15 protein-coding genes and 1 pseudogene are annotated in these 17,393 nt (G+C 72.7%); 10 read left to right on the top strand and 6 right to left on the bottom strand.

Going from position 1 to position 17,393, the window contains the following annotated elements:
• Positions 1-219 precede the first annotated feature (219 nt).
• Positions 220-1,839, top strand: coding sequence for a sulfatase (locus FMEAI12_RS03385; RefSeq protein ID WP_112104933.1), 1,620 nt, complete (start codon positions 220-222; stop codon positions 1,837-1,839).
• 340 nt (positions 1,840-2,179) lie between these two features.
• Positions 2,180-2,866: a neutral zinc metallopeptidase gene (locus FMEAI12_RS03380; RefSeq protein WP_112104936.1), complete on the top strand. Its 687-nt coding sequence runs from the start codon at positions 2,180-2,182 to the stop codon at positions 2,864-2,866.
• 165 nt (positions 2,867-3,031) lie between these two features.
• Here the strand turns inward: FMEAI12_RS03380 and FMEAI12_RS03375 are convergent, their stop codons facing one another.
• Positions 3,032-3,565, bottom strand: coding sequence for a pyridoxamine 5'-phosphate oxidase family protein (locus FMEAI12_RS03375; RefSeq protein WP_020462410.1), 534 nt, complete (start codon positions 3,563-3,565; stop codon positions 3,032-3,034).
• 408 nt (positions 3,566-3,973) lie between these two features.
• Here FMEAI12_RS03375 and FMEAI12_RS03370 point away from each other — a divergent pair, with 408 nt between their 5' ends.
• Positions 3,974-4,825, top strand: a complete 852-nt coding sequence (locus tag FMEAI12_RS03370; protein WP_112104935.1) for an SAM-dependent methyltransferase — start codon at positions 3,974-3,976, stop codon at positions 4,823-4,825.
• On the opposite strand, the gene FMEAI12_RS03365 is transcribed toward FMEAI12_RS03370, so the two are convergent.
• The gene (locus tag FMEAI12_RS03365; RefSeq protein WP_071063638.1) at positions 4,777-5,244 is read right to left on the bottom strand and encodes an ester cyclase; all 468 of its coding nucleotides are present in this window, start codon (positions 5,242-5,244) and stop codon (positions 4,777-4,779) included. The genes FMEAI12_RS03370 and FMEAI12_RS03365 overlap by 49 nt on opposite strands.
• A gap of 272 nt (positions 5,245-5,516) precedes the next feature.
• On the opposite strand from FMEAI12_RS03365, the gene FMEAI12_RS03360 reads away from it, so the two are divergent.
• From FMEAI12_RS03360 to FMEAI12_RS03350, 3 genes are all read left to right on the top strand, one after another.
• Entirely contained in the window at positions 5,517-7,010 is a 1,494-nt protein-coding gene (locus tag FMEAI12_RS03360; RefSeq protein WP_112104932.1) for a TetR/AcrR family transcriptional regulator, read from the top strand.
• Positions 7,011-7,210: 200 nt separating this feature from the next.
• A complete protein-coding gene (locus FMEAI12_RS03355) occupies positions 7,211-7,525 on the top strand; it encodes a hypothetical protein (protein WP_071063881.1) in 315 nt (104 codons plus the stop codon).
• Positions 7,526-7,539: 14 nt separating this feature from the next.
• The gene (locus FMEAI12_RS03350; RefSeq protein ID WP_112104931.1) at positions 7,540-9,039 is read left to right on the top strand and encodes a class I adenylate-forming enzyme family protein; all 1,500 of its coding nucleotides are present in this window, start codon (positions 7,540-7,542) and stop codon (positions 9,037-9,039) included.
• A gap of 102 nt (positions 9,040-9,141) precedes the next feature.
• Here the strand turns inward: FMEAI12_RS03350 and FMEAI12_RS03345 are convergent, their stop codons facing one another.
• The 3 genes and pseudogenes from FMEAI12_RS03345 to FMEAI12_RS03335 form a co-directional block, all read right to left on the bottom strand.
• Positions 9,142-9,954 (bottom strand): VIT1/CCC1 transporter family protein, encoded by an 813-nt coding sequence (locus tag FMEAI12_RS03345; protein WP_112104930.1) that lies wholly within the window; start codon positions 9,952-9,954, stop codon positions 9,142-9,144.
• 32 nt (positions 9,955-9,986) lie between these two features.
• Positions 9,987-11,146, bottom strand: a pseudogene (locus tag FMEAI12_RS39170) (hypothetical protein); the annotation flags it as partial.
• 3 nt (positions 11,147-11,149) lie between these two features.
• On the bottom strand, positions 11,150-12,130 hold the full coding sequence (locus FMEAI12_RS03335) for a hypothetical protein (protein WP_112104929.1): 981 nt from the start codon (positions 12,128-12,130) through the stop codon (positions 11,150-11,152).
• A 236-nt stretch (positions 12,131-12,366) separates the two neighbouring features.
• Between FMEAI12_RS03335 and FMEAI12_RS03330 the strand changes: the two genes are divergently transcribed.
• Positions 12,367-13,302 (top strand): sulfotransferase, encoded by a 936-nt coding sequence (locus tag FMEAI12_RS03330; protein ID WP_071063649.1) that lies wholly within the window; start codon positions 12,367-12,369, stop codon positions 13,300-13,302.
• Between the two features lie 142 nt (positions 13,303-13,444).
• On the top strand, positions 13,445-13,813 hold the full coding sequence (locus FMEAI12_RS03325) for an STAS domain-containing protein (protein WP_112104934.1): 369 nt from the start codon (positions 13,445-13,447) through the stop codon (positions 13,811-13,813).
• A 10-nt stretch (positions 13,814-13,823) separates the two neighbouring features.
• On the opposite strand, the gene FMEAI12_RS03320 is transcribed toward FMEAI12_RS03325, so the two are convergent.
• Entirely contained in the window at positions 13,824-14,849 is a 1,026-nt protein-coding gene (locus tag FMEAI12_RS03320; RefSeq protein WP_071063653.1) for a sigma-70 family RNA polymerase sigma factor, read from the bottom strand.
• A gap of 174 nt (positions 14,850-15,023) precedes the next feature.
• On the opposite strand from FMEAI12_RS03320, the gene FMEAI12_RS03315 reads away from it, so the two are divergent.
• Together FMEAI12_RS03315 and FMEAI12_RS03310 are read left to right on the top strand one after the other, a co-directional pair.
• On the top strand, positions 15,024-16,415 hold the full coding sequence (locus tag FMEAI12_RS03315; protein ID WP_112104928.1) for a hypothetical protein: 1,392 nt from the start codon (positions 15,024-15,026) through the stop codon (positions 16,413-16,415).
• A partial coding sequence (locus FMEAI12_RS03310; protein WP_235013648.1) for a glutamate ABC transporter substrate-binding protein occupies positions 16,402-17,393 on the top strand: 992 nt, incomplete at its 3' end. The genes FMEAI12_RS03315 and FMEAI12_RS03310, both read left to right, overlap by 14 nt.

Genomic DNA, 17,393 nt, shown 5'->3' with positions numbered 1-17,393 from the left:
TCGAAGCCACGAACCGTGACCAAACCACCCACCAGCACAGATGCCACGCCGCCACGCCGTACCAACCCACCAGCCAAGAACAGCAGAAGATCAGCCATCCAAGATCGACTTAAGCTTCACGGCATTGGGCCAGGATGGGCCGGCCGCCGCCCGCCGGCGCGGCCACGGCCGGTGCACACGAATCCCGGCCGGACGCAACCACGGAAAAGGGAGTGCTCTGTGCCCGGACGACATCGGCCGCTCGGAACACGCGCCCGGATCGGGACGGCCAGCCTCCTGGTCGCGACCCTCGGCGCGGCGGTGTTCGCCGCCGCGGGCGGCCCGGAGCCATCGACGCCGCCCGGGCTGTCGGCCACGCCGCTGGCAGCCACGCCGCTGGCAGCCGACACGCAGCGGCCCAACTTCGTCTTCATCCCCGCCGACGACCTCGACGCGACCACCTCGCCCTACTGGGAGGCGATGCCGAGGACGGCAGCGCTCATCCGCGACGCCGGCCTGACCTTCACCGAGAGCTTCGCGCCCACCCCGATCTGCTGCCCGGCCCGCGGGTCGCTGCTCACCGGAAAGTACGGGCACAACACGGGGGTGCTCACCAACAGCGGCGACGAGGGCGGCTGGGCGACGTTCGCGGCGAACGGCAACGAGGAGCGCACCTTCGCGAAGTACCTGCAGGACAGCGGCTACAACACCGCGCTCGTCGGCAAGTACATGAACGGCATCGAGGACGTGCCCGACCACGTTCCTCCGGGCTGGACGGAGTGGTACGGCAGCGTCGACAACTTCTTCTACACCGGCTACAACTACGCGCTGAACGAGAACGGGACGATCGTGCACTACGGCGGCCCGTCCGATCCCGCGAACTACTCCACCGACGTCGTCGCCGCGAAGTCGGTGGACTTCCTCGAGCGGGCGGCGACGAAGGACGAGCCGTTCATGCTCTACGCCGCCTCGACCGCCCCGCACCTGCCGCTGCCGCCAGCGCCGCGCGACAGCAACAATCCGTTCACGGACGATCTCGCGCCACGCTCGCCCAACTACCAGGAGCCGGACGTCAGCGACAAGCCCGCGTGGCTGCGGACGAGCGCCGGGGTCCGCAGCGCCCAGGTGAACCTGATCAACGACAACGACTACCGGAACAGGATGGGATCGCTCCTCGCGCTCGACGACATGGTCGGCGACATCGTCACGACGTTGCGCGACACCGGCGAGCTCGACCACACCTACCTGGTCTTCACCTCGGACAACGGCTACAACCTCGGCGCGCACCGGCTGATTCACAAGATGGCGCCGTACGAGGAGTCGCTGCGGGTCCCGCTGGTCGTCGCCGGGCCTGGGGTGACCAGGGGAACCGACGACCACATGGTCGCCGCGATCGACATCGCGCCGACGTTCCTGGAGCTGGCCGGGGTGCCCGTCCCGGCGGACGTCGACGGCATGTCACTCGCGCCGCTGCTGCGCGGGCAGGACCCGGCGCAGTGGCGCTCGGACCTGCTGGGCCAGTACGCCGGCCCGGGCGGCCAGGGTGACGACGGCATCGCCGCCGAGCAGGTGCCCGGCCAGCCGATCGTGGCGGCCGCCACCGACCCGGTCGCCCACTACCTGGACATCCCAGCCTGGAGCGGGCTGCGCACCGACCGGTACACGTACGTGCGCTGGTACGACACGGACCGGACCGTGGTCCACGAGCGCGAGCTCTACGACCTGTCCAACGATCCGTACGAGCTCACGAACCTGCTGGCGACCCCGGCGGGACGGGCGGCGAACGCCGAGCTCGTCGCACGCCTCGACAGCCGCCTGGACGCGCTCGCCACATGCGCCGGAGCGACCTGCCGGACGTAGGACCGAGTCGGACGAAATCCGCTTCGGGCCCGGCTGCGGCCCCGGCCCGAAGCGGATTTCGGATGACCCGTCGGTGCCTCCCGGAGCGGGTACGGGACGACCGTCACACAATGCCGCGGACCGCATGGCGAAGGTCACCCGCACGGCGTTGTCCAGGCTGAACCGGTAATCCGGGAAATACGGGCACACCCATTGCGGCCATCCCGGCGACGACGGGTGTGCCACGGAGTCGACCGGCCCGCCCCGGATGGCCGAAATGACCTCTACGGTGGCCGTCGTGCGCGCCAGAAAGGCCGTTGCGGCCGTATTCGCCCTTTCGCTCTTTCTGCTTGCGGGCTGGTTGGGCATCCCTCCGACGGGTGCCTCGGCGGCCTGGGCACAGTCCCCGTCCTGCGGAGGGAAGATCGGGACCCTGGCGGATGTCGACACGCTGATCTCGGAGCCCGCCGAGTGCCCGGGGTCGGTGAACGGCTACTGGCGCGCCCATCTGGGCGCCGCGTGGACCCAGCCGCACTACGTCCCCTACCGCAACGGCGAGATTCCCAAGATCGCGTGCGCGGACGGCGTCACCGACCCGAAGGTGTTCGCCGACAACGCCCTCTACTGCACGACCGACGACACGGTCGCGTACAGCACCGACTTCATGGCCCAGCTCGATCAGACCGGCGGCCCGTCCTATCCGGCATTTGTGATCATGCACGAGCTGGGCCACCGCGGCGACCGGATCGGCGGGACCCTCGGCGCGGTGTCCCGGGCCGAGGAGAACCAGGCGGACTGCCTGGCCGGTGGGCAGGCCCGCTTCGCGGTCGACGCGGGCCGGCTCACCTCGACCGAGGCGGTGAACGGCTCGATGCTCTTCTTCAGCCTGGGCGACACCCGCGGCGGCTGGTTCGACCAGGAGGCGTCCGCGCCCGACGCCCACGGCACGCCGATGCAGCGGGCGCAGGCGTTCGACCTCGGCTACCAGCAGGACATCTCCACCTGCCACCGCATCGGCCAGTCCCCGAACGGCAGCGTCACGGGCTGACGGCGGGACTGACGGCGCGCGGGCGGCTGACAGCCTGGGCGGGGGCGCCGGCCGCGCGGGGGCACCGGCGGGCCCGGCGTCCCCGCCGCCGGGTCGGCGGCCGGCTCGACGGACGGCCCAGGGGCCGGTTCGGCGGCCGCCCGAGAGCGCGGCTCGGCGGGCGGCTCAGCACTCGTCGGCGGTCGGCGGACGCATGGTGGTCCGCCCGGAGACCGAGTCCCAGTGGATGCGGACCCAGCTCGGCCGCTCCAGGTTCACCGACCAGGGAGCCAGCCCGCTGGCCTCGAGCCGGGCGATCTCCGCGTCCTCCCGGACGGCCTCCGCGCACCCGTTGATCAGCACGCTCCAGCCGACACCGACGGTGGCGTCGTAGCCGTCCACCTCGAAGGCGACGACGCTGTGGTTGGTGGCGGCGGACAGCTTCGAGCCCACCCGGGACCGGAACGCGACGGTGTTGCCGTCCACGATGTAGTTCACGGGGAGCACCAGGATCTCGCCGTCCGCGACGAACGCGACCCGGCCAATCCGCTCGCCGGCGACGAGCCGCACGCAGATGTCGAAGGTCAGGACGCCGAAGCCGGCGTGGTCACGCGGGATGCCCGACCGGGGGATGCTCCCCCGGTCGCTGGTGCGCTGCGCAGCACCGGAGCCCAGCGGAGCGCCGATGGTCGCCGGAGCAGGAGCGTCGGTCCGCGTCATGACGGCCTCCGTGGTCGTAGGTCGCCGCCGGGGCGCCGGACGGCGTCGCCGAGACGGCTCTGGTCCGGTACCGGGGTGATCCCTCGGTACCTGGGCCACCGTAGGCCCGGCCAGACCGGGGCAGGCAGGGCCTGTCGCCGCGATCCGCCGGTGCATGCGGCCGGCACGGGACCCGCCGTCCGGACGCGGCGGGCGGGCCGGATGGCCACCGCGCCCGCTCTGACCCGGGCCGCCGGAGCGGGTGCGGGCCGGCGTCCATGGCGCCACTGACGCCGGCACGACCGCCGGCACGACCGCCGGGCCGGGCCAGTCGGGACGAAGGCCACACCTATACCACAATGGGCCGATCGTCAGCACCCTGCGGAAGGACTGAACTACGTTCGATACATGAACGAGGTTCCGCATGGCGTGGGACGGACGGCTCTGGCCACGGCGTGGATCCGGGCCGGGGAGAGCGAGCGTCCGGACCGGCTGTTCGACGACTGGCTGGCACCGGCGTTCGTGGCCGCGGCGGGCGACGCGCTGCCGCTGATCCCACCCGACGCCGGCGGCCGGCTGGGCGCACTCGCCGAGATGATGAACGCCTATCTGGTCGTGCGAACCAGGTTCTTCGACGACGAGCTGCTCGCCGCCGCGGAGGCGGGCGTCCGGCAGATGGTGCTGCTCGCGGCCGGTCTCGACAGCCGCGCCTTCCGCCTCCCCTGGCCGGCCGGGACGCGCCTGTTCGAGGTCGACCGGCCGGACATGCTGGCCTTCAAGGAGCGGGTCCTGGCCGCGGGTGGGACCGGGCCGCGGTGCGAACGTCACGCCGTGTCGGCCGACCTGACCGAGGACTGGGCCGATGAGATCCTCGATGCCGGCTTCCGCCCGGCCGAGCCCACCGCCTGGCTGGCCGAAGGCATCATCGTCTACCTGTCCGCGGAGGAGGCCGAACGCCTGCTCACCGACGTCACCCGTCTTTCGGTTCCGGGCAGCCGGCTCGCGCTGGAGGACGCGAAGGGCCTGGCCGAGGAGATGGTCGAGGAGGCCCGGCACGTCCCCCCGCTGGGGGAGTTCGCCGACCTGTGGAAGGGCGGCCTGGAGGGGGCCTCCCCCGCCTGGCTGGGTGACCACGGCTGGCGCGGCCGGGAGATCGACTCCACCACCGTGGCGATCGAGCTGCGCCGGCCGATCCCGGCGGAGATGCCCGTCGCCGGCTACTTCGTCACGGCTCAGCGGGCGGTGGATGAGCGGGCAGAGGGTGAGCTGACAGCGGGGTGAGCTGGCGCAGAGGTGAGCTGGTGGTACAGATGGGCCGCGTCGAAGTAGAAGCGGTTCTCCGTGATGTGGCCGTCCTGCACCCGGTAGACCTCGGCGATGCGCACCGAGACCCGCCGCCCGGTGGGCGGCAGCGCCTCACCCGCGGGTGTGGTGAACGTCGCGGCGTGCGTGGCGACGAGCGTGTACTCCTCGACGACCATCTCGCCCTGCTCGGCCAGGACATGGGTCTGCACCGTCAGGTCGGCGAAGGCGGAGAGGAACCGGGCGCTGTAGTCGGCGACCGCGTCCCGCCCGCTCAGCCGGACCGGGCCGGGCGCCTCCATGACGACGTCGGCGGCGAGCAGTGACCGCAGCGTGACGTCGTCCGCCTCGTCGAAGGCGGTCAGCATCCGCCGCACCGTGTCCAGCGCCTCGCCCACGTGCCTCCCCCTCGTCCATGTGCGCCCGTGGGCCCGTGCATCCGCAGGCCCGCAGAGTCCGCAGGCGCGCCGGCGCGCAGGCCGCGGAGCCGGCCGAAATCGTAGCGATGGCCGGGCGAGCCGCGCCAGGCTCCGCGACGACCCGCCGTCCACCAGGAGCGGTGAGACAGCCGGGAGCCGACCAGCCGACTGAATTCCACCTTTCGGCGGGCGACGGCGTTCCGCGCCGCGGAACGGAAAGCATCGCGATCCGTTCGCATACTCTGACATGGATGTCCGAGAACGAGATCCTGCGACGGGCGAGCTACGGCCCCACCAGTCCGGTGGTGGGGGCACGCGGTTCACGCACCCGCACGCGCATCGTCGACACGGCGCTGGCGCTATTCGAATCCCAGGGCTTCCACGGCACGTCGGTGGACGACATCGCGAAGGCCGCCGAGGTGTCCCGGGCCACGTTGTACCAGTATTTCGAGAGCAAGGAGCAGATCTTCGTCGAGCTGCTCGAGGAATGCGGCGGCGCGCTCATGCGGGTGGTTCGCCGCATCGGCCCGCTGGAACCCGGCGAGCTCGGCTTCGACAATCTGCACTGGTGGCTCGGTGAGTGGGCCTGGGTGTACGACAGGTACGCGACGATGTTCGTGCAGTGGGCGAACGTCAGTTCGCCCGGCACCGCGATACCGCCGCTGGTCAGCCGCTTCTCGGCCGCCTACCGGGAGCGGATCGCGCAGCGGCTCACCTCGTCGGGGGTGACCGGCCTCGCCGCCGCCGACGCGGCGCTGGCGCTGACCGCGCTGGTGAGCAGCTGTAACTACACGCGCCATGCCGATGCGCCGCTCGGCCGTGAACACCCCGGCACCGGGCCGGCCGCCCGCGGCACGGCGATGGGTACCGACTACCTGACCGACAACCTCGCCGTGCTGGTCCAGCTCATTCTTTTCCCGCACACCCCCGTGGGTGTTTTCGCCCAGCTGGGCCGGGAGATCCCCACCCCGCGCCCGCCGAGCATTGGAGAACGCCTCTGGTCCGTACCGGCACCGGCGACCGGGCCGTTGCCGGCCTTGCCGCCGGACGGCCGTCTGCGGCAACTCAGCAGCCGCGCCACGGTGACCGTTCGGCGGCTTCTCGACGCCGGGATCAGATGTTTCACCGAAAAGGGCTACCACCAATGCTCGGTCGACGACATCGTCACCGAGGCGGGTTACGCGCGCGGCACGTTCTACAAGTATTTCGACGAGAAACTCGACCTGCTGGTGGCGCTGAGCGACGAGGCGATCGAGACGATCACCGAGCTCGACGGCCGGCTGCGGCGGATCGGCCCGGCTCTCGGGAGCGACCCCGCCCAGCTACGGAGCTGGCTCGGTGACGCCGTCGCGTTCCACCTGCGGTACCTGGGCGTCACCCGGGCCTGGCTCGACCGGCGGCCGTGCCACCCACGTCTCGACGCGGCCCGCCGGCTCGTCGGCGAACGGCTGCACACCGGCTACACCGCCCTGCTGGGCCCGGCGCGCTGGTCGCATCCGCTTGATCCGCGGGTCGCCAGCATCGCGTTCTTCACCCTGCTGGAGCGACTGCCCGAGGCGATGGTGGCGGCCGAGCCGGACCGCCCGCTCGCGGAGATCGTCGACCTCGTCGCCACGGTGCTCGAACGCGCGCACCTGTGCCCCCAGAGCGGCCCCCACGACTCCCAGCCCGCCGGCGCCGACCGCGACAGCGCCCGGGCCGACGCCACGTCCGTCCCCTCGGGACGCCACCTCCCCCGGCCCTGACGCCGGCTTCTCGCAGGCGGCCCCCGCCACCGTCACCGTCGGGGGCCGCCGTCCTCACGCCTGGTGACTCTCGGCGGCGTCGTGCCCGGCAATCGGCTGGTGGCACGGCATCTCGGCGGCGATTCTGAGAGTCTGGTGCGAGGAGAATGGCCCCCCCGCGCGGATGTGCGGTGGGATGCCCGAACGAGGAGGTCACACGGGTGAGCACCCTGGTCAAGCCGGGTACGCGTTACAAGTCCACGGTGTGCGACACCGAGGTGATCGTCGTCAAGCCGCCGGCGGCCGCCGTCGACCTGCGCTGCGGCGGCCACCCGGTGATCGAGGTCGGCGCGGAGGCACCCGCCGGGCTCACCCTCGACCCGGCGTTCAGCGCCGGCACCCCGCTGGGCAAGCGGTTCGCCGACCCCGAGTCCGGGCTCGAGCTGCTGTGCACCAAGGCCGGCGCCGGATCGCTGTCGATCGGCGACGTCCCGCTCCCGCTGAAGGACGCCAAGCCTCTCCCCTCCTCGGACTGACGGGCGACAAGCACATGCACCTCGGGATGCTGTTGGAGATGGCCGCGGACGGCCTGGCCGACCGGGTCGCGCTCGGTCCGCGCGTCGGCGGGCTGAGCTTCGCCGAACTCGCGCACCAGGCGCGCCGGGTCGGTGCCGCGCTGCAGACCCTGCCTGGAGACCGGGTCGGGCTGATCGACCTGAACTCGCCCGCCGTCCCGCTGACCCTGTTCGGGTCGGCGATCGCGGGCAAACCGTTCGTGCCGATCAACTACCGGCTCGCCGACGAGCAGCTGCGCGCGATCGTCACCCGGACCGCGCCGGCCACCGTCGTCGTCGGGGCCGGCGTCGCCGAGCGGCTGGGCGACATCGACGGCATCCACCTGGTCACCCGGGACGAGCTGCTCGCCATCGCCGCGGACACCGAGGCCAAGGAGGCCGACGGCTGGGGCGGCGACCCCGAGGACATCGCCGTGCTGCTGTTCACCAGCGGCACCACCGGCGAGCCCAAGGCCGCTGTGCTGCGCCACCGCAACCTGACCGAGTACGTCATCTCCACGGTCGAGTTCGCCGGTTCCGCCGAGGACGAGGTCGCGATCGTCAGCGTCCCGCCGTATCACATCGCCGGGGTGTCGGCGTCCTGCTCGTCGACCTACTCGGGACGTCGGGTCGTCCAGCTCGAGAGCTTCGAGCCCCGGGCCTGGGTCGACCTCGTCCGGGCGGAGTCGGTCACGCACGCGATGGTGGTGCCGACCATGCTCGGCCGCATCCTCGACGTCATCGAGGCCGACGGCCAGGGGCTGCCGTCCCTGCGGTCGATCTCCTACGGCGGCGGGCCCATGCCACTGCCGGTCATCGAGCGCGCGGTCACCGCACTCCCGCACGTGGGGTTCGTGAACGCCTACGGGCTCACCGAGACCTCGAGCACGATCGCCGTCCTCGGCCCGGACGACCACCAGGCCGCGATCGGCAGCGACGACCCGGAGGTACGGGCGCGGCTGGGGTCGGTCGGCAAGCCGCTGCCGAGCCTGGAGGTCACGATCCGCGACCCGGGCGGCCAGGAGGTCCCCACCGGCGAGCACGGTGAGATCTGGGTCCGCGGCGGGCAGGTCTCCGGCGAGTACCTGGGCATCGGGCGGATCGAGAACGACGGCTGGTTCCCGACCCGCGACGAGGGCCACCTCGACTCGGGCGGCTACCTGTACGTCCACGGCCGGCTCGACGACGTCATCGTGCGCGGCGGGGAGAACATGTCCCCGGGCGAGATCGAGGCTGTGCTCATCGCCCATCCCGCCGTCGAGGAGGCCGCCGTCGTCGGCATCCCGCACCGGGACTGGGGGGAGCAGGTGGTGGCCGCGGTCGTCACCTCCGGCGAGGTCACCGAGGACGAGCTGCGCGGCCACGTGCGAGCCCAGCTCCGGTCCAGCCGCACCCCGGAGCACATCCAGTTCCGCTCGGAGCTGCCGTTCAACGAGAACGGCAAGCTGCTACGCCGGGTGCTGCGCACCGAGCTCGAGCAGGCGTTCTCCTCCTGACCACCGGCGGCGGCCGGTGCGCGGCGATTGGATCGCCGCCCGCCGGCCGCCGCGGCGGGAGCCGCTGCGGCTGGCCTCGAAGTCAGGTGTGACAGCGAGGCGTCAGGCGATGAAGGCGTTGACCAGGACGCCGATGCCGTAGGTGGCGGCAGCCGCGACCAGGCCCAGCAGGAGCTGGCGGGCGCCGCTGTAGAACGCCGAGCGCTCGGTGAAGCGGCTGACCGCGGCCCCGAGGGCGAACAGCCCCAGCCCGGCGAGCACGGCCGCGATCGCGAACGAGGCGAACCCGGCCAGGTAGGGCACCACCGGCACCAGCGCGCCGAGGGCGAACGCACCGAACGACGCACCGGCCGCGCCGAGCGGGGACGGCAGATCGTCCACATCCAGGCCGAGCTCGTTGCGGGCATGCACGCGCAGCGCCGTGTCCGGGCTGTGCGCCAGCTGGCGGGCCACCGACTCGGCGGTCGGCGCGTCGACCCCCTGATCGCGGAAGAACCCGACCAGCTCGGCGTGCTCTGCCTGCGGATACAGCGCCAGCTCCCGCCGTTCGACCTCGATCTGTGACCGCATCGCCTCGTTCTGCGAGCGGACGGAGGTGTACTCCCCGGTCGCCATCGAGAACGCCCCGGAGGCCAGGCCCGCGAGCCCGGCCAGCACGACCGCCGGCCGCCCGGCGGCCCCGCCCGCGAACCCGCTGATCAGCGCGACGTTACTGACCAGACCGTCCATCGCCCCGAACACCGCGGGACGCAGCCACCCCGCGCCCGCCGAGTGCTTCGAGGGATGCGCCTCCCCCGTCCGCGCCCTCGCCGACCGCCCGCCCGCAGGCCGCTCGTGCTCCGCTCGGTCGCCGTTGCCGCCTCGTCTCACGAGGGACGAGGCTACGGCGGTCGACCGTCCTCGGGCCGGCGCCATGGGCGAGCGCCACACCCCCTCGTCGGAGCCGCTCAGGCCACGTGGACGAACAGGCGGCGCTGTGGGTCGGGCTCGGCCTCGCGGAGGATCTCCCGGGTCGTCGAGGCGACCTCGCCGGCTCCGAAGAACACGAAGCGCGCCAGATTCTGCAGCGGGTTGCCCTCGGACCACTCGAAGTACACGTTCGGCCTGGTGCCGGTGAGGTCGCGCAGGTGCAGGAGCAGGGCCGCGATCGCGTTCGGGACGGAGTTGCTGGTCAGCTGCAGGATCCGGTACCCGTGCCGCTCCCGTCCGCAGACGTCGAGCCGCCCCTCGAACTCCGACGAGTCCGGGTTGTCGGCGTACTCGGCGGCGTCGCCGGTGTCGAACTCGTTGGCGACCAGGTGCAGCGCCCCGGAACGGGCCGCCTCGGTGACCCACCGGGTGGCCGTCTCGTCGAGGCGCACGCCAGCGCCCGCCCGTTCGCCGGGCCGCCGGGCTCCGCGAGCCGCTCGGGGATGAGGACCGTTGTCGCGAGGCTGCTGGTGAGCAGCCGCCGCGCGCCGCGGATCCGGCCGGCGGGGTTCGCGTCGGTGTCGGCGGTGTCGTCGGGGCTGTCCGGGCCGCCGCGGATCAGCGGCATCACCGCTACACCGGTCTCGAAGCCGGAGAGTCCCAGCGCGAGCTTCGGGAAGACGTTCAGGGCCAGGTACACCACGACCAGGACGACGGCGATCCCCACCGCCCCTCGGTGAACCCGCGCGGGAACACGGCCGCGAGCAGGGCCAGGAGCACCAGCGTGACGGCGACCTCGTGGCCGGCGAGCAGGTCCGGCGCGTACGGGTTCTCCAGGATGTGCGCGGTGGCGTCCGCGGCCGAGAGGGTGATCGTGATCAGGAAGTCGGTGCAGGCGAAGCCGAGGAGCACCAGGACCAGCAGCTTGCCCTTCCACCAGGAGAGCTGCTTCTCCAGGATCGCGATCGAGCCCTCACCACGCGGGCTCTCGCCGGCGACCCGCCGGGTAGACCGGCAGCGCCCCGAACAGTGTCACGGCGACGAGCACCGCCGTGGCGATCGGGCTCACCGCGCCGGCCGCGAGGATGGCGATGCCCGGCTGGTAGCCCAGCGTGGAGAAGTAGTCGACGCCGGTCAGGCACATGACCCGCCACCAGTGGTGGCGGGGATGGTGCGGTTCGGGCTGCGCGTGCGGGCCGGGTCAGCTCCGGGGGTGCAGGTCGGTGCGCAGCTCGTGCGAACCGTCGGGACGGGCCTGCTCGTAGTAAAGCCGGTGGCCGCCATCGGGCAGCGGCACCACGCTGACGTACCGCAGCGCGCCGCCGTACGGTGAGACCGCGATCGGAGTGTCGCCGACCGCCGCGAACCCGTTGAGCCCACCGACGGCGATGCCGGTGCGCTCCGACCAGTTCTCCGTCGCGCTGGCCCGGCCGTCGTAGTAGGCGACGGCGTCCAGCCGGGCGCCCCCGCCGTCGAGACCGCCCCCGTCGCCGACGCCGCCCCCGACGCCGCCACCGGCGTCGCCGAGCAGGACGGCCGAGATCCGGACCCCGCGGGCGTCCCACGCGCCGGGCCGGGGCGCGAGCGCCGTGCCCTGCCACGTCCAGGTCAGCCCGTCCGGGCTGGTCGCGTGCCGGCTGTCCATGCGGTCGGTGGCCGCCGGGTCGTCCAGTGGATGGCAGGAGGCCCACAGATGCCACAGGCCGTCATGCCAGACGACGACCGGGTCCTTGACCGCGGTCAACCGGTCGCCGGGGAGCACGGTGCGCCGGGTGGCGGGGTCGAAGGCGTCCGGCGCGTCCGCCTCGAGCACGTCGACCCACCAGTGCGGGCTGTCCGGCGTCGCGCAGCTCACGTAGAGCCGCCAGCTCCCCCACGGGGTGGGCACCAGGGCCGGCCGCTCCAGCGACTCCGCGGGGAAGGCGTCCCGGTGAATCGTGTGGATCGGGGTGAACCGCTCACCGTCGTCGGAACGGGCGATCACCACCGCGTACCCGCGGCCGTGCCCGACCGGGCGGCGCAGCCGGTAGGCGAGGTAGAACGTGCCGTCGACGAGCACGGCGCTCGGCGCCCCGGCCCAGAAGCCCGGCCCCTCGCCCGGGGGCGACACCACCGTTACCGCGTTGTCCGGCGTAGGCAGGGGCACGTTCACGGCTGTCCGCTCGACCTCGTACGTCACCACGGGCGGAATCCTACTTAGCTGATGAACAAACCCGGCAACCGACACGGTCGGTCACTCACCGCAGTCGATCCGGGCTCTTACCAGGGCCTCGACCGTAGCGTCGGCCAGAACGCCGGCCTGCCACGGAACACCCACGAGGGTGCCCGGCGCGATGCTTTTCACTTTTTTCAATCGGGAATGTCACTTAGTCTGTTCCGATCCCACATCAGCCGCGCCGGCCCCTGGAGCAGTCGTCGATGTCCCTGCCCGACTTCCTCGTGATCGGGGTTCCCAAGGCCGGCACCACGGCGTTGCACGCCGCGCTCAGCCGCCACCCCGAGCTGTTCCTCTCCCGGGTCAAGGAACCGAAGTTCTTCCTCTCGGAAGGCCCGCCGCCCGCGCGCGGCGGCCCCGGGGACGCGCAGACCTACCAGGAGCACGTCTGGCGCCGGGCGGACTACGAGGCACTGTTCGACCCCGCGCCCGACGGCGCCCTCCGCGGCGAGGCGACGCCGTTCTACCTGTACGACCTCGACGCGCAGAACCGCATCCGCCGGCTGATCCCGAAGGCCCGGCTCGTCGTCCTGCTGCGCAACCCGGTCGACCGCGCCCACTCGAACTGGACGCATCTGTGGGCCGCCGGCCTGGAGTCCGAACGTGACTTCGTGCGGGCGTGCGCCCTGGAGGAGCGCCGCCGCGACGCCGGCTGGGCGCACTTCTGGCACTACGTCAGTCAGGGGCTCTACGGCCGGCAGCTCGAGCACCTGTTCGGCCTGTTCGCCCGGGAGCAGGTGCTGGTGCTGCGCTACCGCGACCTGCGGGACTCCCCGGTGCCGACGCTCGACCGGGTGTGCGAGTTCCTGGGCGTGCAGACCGGGCTGCTCGACGCCGTCCCGTCCCAGAACGTGACGCCGTTCGTCGCCGACACGGCGGCGAACGCGGTGCTGCGCGCCGTCCTTCGCACCGGCGGGCGGATCGGGCACCATTTCCCGGCCCCGGTGCGCGCCGTGCCACGCGGGCCGCTGCTGACGGCCCTGCAGCGGCAGCGGGGCGGAAGGCCGACGATGACACCGGCACAGCGCGCCGCCGTCCTGCCCTACTTCACCGCGGACATCGCGCTGCTCGAGCAGGTCACCGGCCAGTCCTACGCCGACTGGCTCACCGTGGGCCTCGAGCCGGACGTCATCGACTGATCCGGGCAGGCCGAGACCGGTGACGGCGGCGCGGCCGGTGGCGGGGGCGATGAGTTCGGGGTGACCGATCGGTCTGTGTCGGTGGGTGGGCCACGTCGGTGGGTGGGCCACGGTGCGCGCACCCACGGATGAGAGGCCGATCATGCCCGATGACGGATCGCCGCCGCCAGGCGCCGCTGCCACGGTTGTGCTGCCCTTCCCTCCCGGGCTCCGGCGGGAGGCCGTTCCCGAGCTGTGCGCGCGGCTCGACGAGCTCCTGCGCGCCGACACGGAAGCCGCCGTCCTCCTCGACACGACCCCGGTGGGCCGGCCGGACGCCGTCGTCGTCGAGGCGATCGCCAGGCTCGTGCTCGTCGCGCGAAGGCACCACCGGCTCGTCCAGGTGCACGCACCACCACGGGTCTGGGAGCTGCTGGCTCTCACCGGCCTCGCCCCGCTCGTCGGACGCCTCACTCCCGCCGCCGCGCCGACCTCGACGCAGCAGGCACAGGACGTACCCGGCCGGCGTTGACCGGGCAGCACTAGCCAGGCAACCGGGCCGGCAGGCCGAACAGCGGGAAGAGGCGCTCGACGTCCAGGAACGTGTTGATGCCGGCGACCCGCCCGGCCGAGACCTCCAGGACGACCAGGCCCCACGGGTCGTGCCCGGAACCCGTGGCGCTGGGCCGGTACTGCCCGAAGGCCGGGTGGCCGTTGGCCACGGTTGGCAGCAGCCGCGAGCCCCGGCAGCCCTGGCCCGTACCGAGCATCCATGCCCGGACGTCGGCGTGGCCCCGCAGCCACAGGCCCAGCGGCGGCATCGACATCGTGACGTCCTCGTGCAGCAGCGCCGCGAGGGACTCGAGGTCGTACCGCTCGAACGCGTCGACATAGCGGGCGAGCAGCTCCCGCTGCTCGGCGTCGGCGGGGCGCAGCGGGTCGGCGTCGGAGATCTCCGACGCGGCGATCGTGGCGCGCGCCCGCTGCAGGGCGCTGTTGACCGAGGCGACGGAGGTCTCCAGCAGGTCGGCGACCTCGGCGGCCGACCAGCCGAACACCTCGCGCAGGATGAGCACCGCCCGCTGGCGGGCCGGCAGGTGCTGCAGCGCGACGACGAACGCGAGCCTGATCGTCTCGCGACGGGCGGCGAGATCGGCGGGGTCGGCCGCGTCGGCGGCGCTGGAGTAGACCTGGCCGTCCGGCGCGGGCACGATCCAGGCCGTCTCCGGCAGCGGCGCGGGCAGCGGGGAGTCGGCCGTCGACGGGCCGGCGAGGTCCATCGGCCGGGCCCGCCGCTGACTGGCGCCGAGCATCGACAGGCACACGTTCGTCGCGATGCGGTACAGCCACGACCGCAGCGCGGCCCGGCCTTCGAACCGGTCGATTCCGCGCCAGGCGCGGATCATCGTGTCCTGCACGGCGTCCTCCGCCTCGAACGGCGAGCCGAGCATTCGGTAGCAATAGCCGGTCAGCTCGCGGCGGTACGGCTCGAGAAGGTTCTCGACACCCGCCTCCGCCCCGGCCAGAGCAGCCCCGCCGGTTCTGCCGCCGGGAGGAACGTCACCCATCAGAGGTCACCTCGATTCGCCCTCCTGATTCACCGCCCCGATCGGCCGCCGCAGGTCACCGACGCCCAGAACCAAGGCTAGCCAGCACCTCCGACAAAACCGCCGCGGCCATGACGCGCACCCGACAGTGCGCGGGTCTTTCCCTGCGCCACAGCAGAATTAAGATCATCAGACATGAGCACGGTGGGAACGCCGTCCGCAGCACCGGCCGCCGGTAACCCGGCGCCCGCGTCCGGCTCGGCGACTGCTGTCTCCACGGTTTCGGGCGCCACGGCCTCCGTCGCCGCGGCGGCGGGGACGATCCGGCGACGGAGCCGGACTCCACCCGGATTCCTGCGCCTGCTGTCCGCCGGGCTCGTAGGTGTCCTGATGGTGACGCTGTCCGTCTGCCTGCTGTCCACGCTCTCCCGCCAGCACGCCGTGGACGCCCTCGCCCGCGACTCCGGTGCGTCGTTCGTGGCGGCGCAACAGCTGCACGCCGAGCTCTCGGTGGCCGACGCGACCGTGGCCCGCGCGTTTCTGGCCGGCGGCGTGGAGCCGCCGGCCCAGCGGACGGCCTATCAGGAGAGCATCGCCTCGGCGAGCGGGCGCATCGTCGACCTGGCGCTCGCCGGCGGGCCGCGCGAGCCGCTGAGCGTCCTGGCGGCCCAGCTGCCGGTGTACACCGGCCTGATCGAACGGGCGCGCGCGAACAACCGGATCGGAAATGTCGTCGGCGGCGCGTACCTTCGTCAGGCCTCCGAACTCATGCAGACCAGGATCCTCCCAGCGGTCGACCGGCTGGCCGCCGAGGACGCGCTGGACATCGATCGCGGGTACGCCCAGGCGACGCGCTGGTACCAGCCGGTCCTCGTCGGCGTGGCCGGCGCGGCGGCGCTGGTCGCCCTGGTCGCCCTGCAGATCCGCCTGTTCCGGCGGACGCACCGGATGTTCAATCTGCGCCTGGTCGCCGCGACGGTACTGGTCGTGATCGCGACGGGTCTCACCCTGCTGGCTTTCGGTGTCTCCCGGGCCCGCCTGGTCGACAGCAGGAACGACGCCTTCCGGCCGATGACGGTCGTCGCCCAGGTGCGGGTGCTGGCGCTACGGGCCTGGGGCGACGAGAGCCTCTCCCTGATCGCCCGCGGCAACGGCGACGACCTCGACGCCGACGCGCGCCGGGTGACCGAGCGCCTCGGCTACGACCCGGCGGGCCGACCGGCCGGTACGGGGACGCTCGCCACCGCCGCGGCGCTGGACGGCCCGGACGCGCCGGGACGGGACGTGCTCGTACCCGACTGGGAGCGCTACCAGGACACCGCCGTCCGGGTCCGGGACCTGGTCCGCGACGTCGGCGGCTTCCAGGAGGCCGTGCGGGTGGCCCTCGACGAGGGAACCTCGACGTTCACCCGCTTCGACGGCGACGCCGAGACGGCGTTCACCGCGAGCCGCGGGCGTTTCGCCGCCGGGCTGAGCTCCGCCGCGGGCACCTACGACGGTGTCGCCGCCGGTACCGGCACGGCGCTCGGGCTGGCGATGCTCCTCACGCTGGCCGGGGTGCAGTCGAGGATCAATGACTACCGCTGACGGCATCTCGGCAACATCGGTGATCACCCGCCGCACACCCGCCAGCCGAGCGCTGCTCATGCTCGTGGGGATCGCGGTCCTGCTCGGCGCCTGTGGCACGGTCGACAACCCGCTCCCCGAGCAGGCCCGGGCGATGCCAGCGGCCGGCGCCACGCCCAACAGCACCGCACCGGCCAGCGCGACGCCGTCGGCGGCCGGCGACTGCGGGGACCCGACGGCCAGCCTGCGCCCGCCCACCGAGCTGCCGTCCCCCGGCGCCATGCCGGCCGGGTCGCACCTGGAGACCGTCGCCCAGCGCGGCTATCTGACCGCCGGCGTCCTGGCGGACGTGCCGCCGTTCGGTTTCATCGATCCGTTCAGCGGCGAGTTCGCCGGCTTCGACGTCGACATGGCCCGGCTGATCGGGCGGGCGATCTTCGGCGAGGACGGCCACGTCCGCTTCCGGGCCGTGACCTACCCCGAGCGGATCCCCGTCCTGCGGGACGGCACGGTGGACGTGGTCGTGGCGACCATGACGACGAACTGCGAGCGCCGCGCCCAGGTGGACTTCTCCGCCGTGTACTACGAGGAGGCGAACCGCGTACTCGTCCCGACCGACTCGCCCTACCAGGGCATGGAGGACCTCGGCGGCCGGCGGGTGTGCACAGCGGCGGGGACGACGACCCTCGACCACATCAGGAACGCGGACCCGCGGCCGGTCGCCGTCGCCGCGCCGACCATCGGTGACTGCCTGGTGGAGCTTCAGGCCGGAACGGTGGACGCGATCACCACCACCGAGGCCATCCTGGCCGGGATGGTCTCCCAGGATCCGCGCGTCCACATCGTCGGGCCGAGGTTGACGCTCGAGCCGGACGCCATCGGCGTGAGCCTGAACCACCCGGATCTGACCCGCTTCGTCAACGGCGTCCTCGCCCAGGCGATCGCCGACGGAAGCTGGAACCGCCTCGCCCAGACCTGGCTCCCCGGCCTCTCCCCCAC

It is taken from the genome of Parafrankia sp. Ea1.12 (assembly GCF_900465275.1).
In the GTDB taxonomy this organism is placed as follows: Bacteria; Actinomycetota; Actinomycetes; order Frankiales; family Frankiaceae; genus Parafrankia; species Parafrankia soli.
The sequence above is the reverse complement of the archived record's forward strand: the minus strand, read 5'-3'. Positions and strand labels throughout refer to the sequence as shown.

What these genes read in the sequence shown, in the direction of transcription:
- FMEAI12_RS03325 (WP_112104934.1), top strand. Translation starts at nt 13,445, where the DNA reads ATGCCCGATGACGGATCGCCGCCGCCAGGCGCCGCTGCCACGGTTGTG.
- FMEAI12_RS03360 (WP_112104932.1), top strand. Translation starts at nt 5,517, where the DNA reads ATGTCCGAGAACGAGATCCTGCGACGGGCGAGCTACGGCCCCACCAGT.
- FMEAI12_RS03320 (WP_071063653.1), bottom strand. Translation starts at nt 14,849, where the DNA reads ATGGGTGACGTTCCTCCCGGCGGCAGAACCGGCGGGGCTGCTCTGGCC.
- FMEAI12_RS03375 (WP_020462410.1), bottom strand. Translation starts at nt 3,565, where the DNA reads ATGACGCGGACCGACGCTCCTGCTCCGGCGACCATCGGCGCTCCGCTG.
- FMEAI12_RS03345 (WP_112104930.1), bottom strand. Translation starts at nt 9,954, where the DNA reads ATGGCGCCGGCCCGAGGACGGTCGACCGCCGTAGCCTCGTCCCTCGTG.
- FMEAI12_RS03315 (WP_112104928.1), top strand. Translation starts at nt 15,024, where the DNA reads ATGAGCACGGTGGGAACGCCGTCCGCAGCACCGGCCGCCGGTAACCCG.
- FMEAI12_RS03330 (WP_071063649.1), top strand. Translation starts at nt 12,367, where the DNA reads ATGTCCCTGCCCGACTTCCTCGTGATCGGGGTTCCCAAGGCCGGCACC.
- FMEAI12_RS03350 (WP_112104931.1), top strand. Translation starts at nt 7,540, where the DNA reads ATGCACCTCGGGATGCTGTTGGAGATGGCCGCGGACGGCCTGGCCGAC.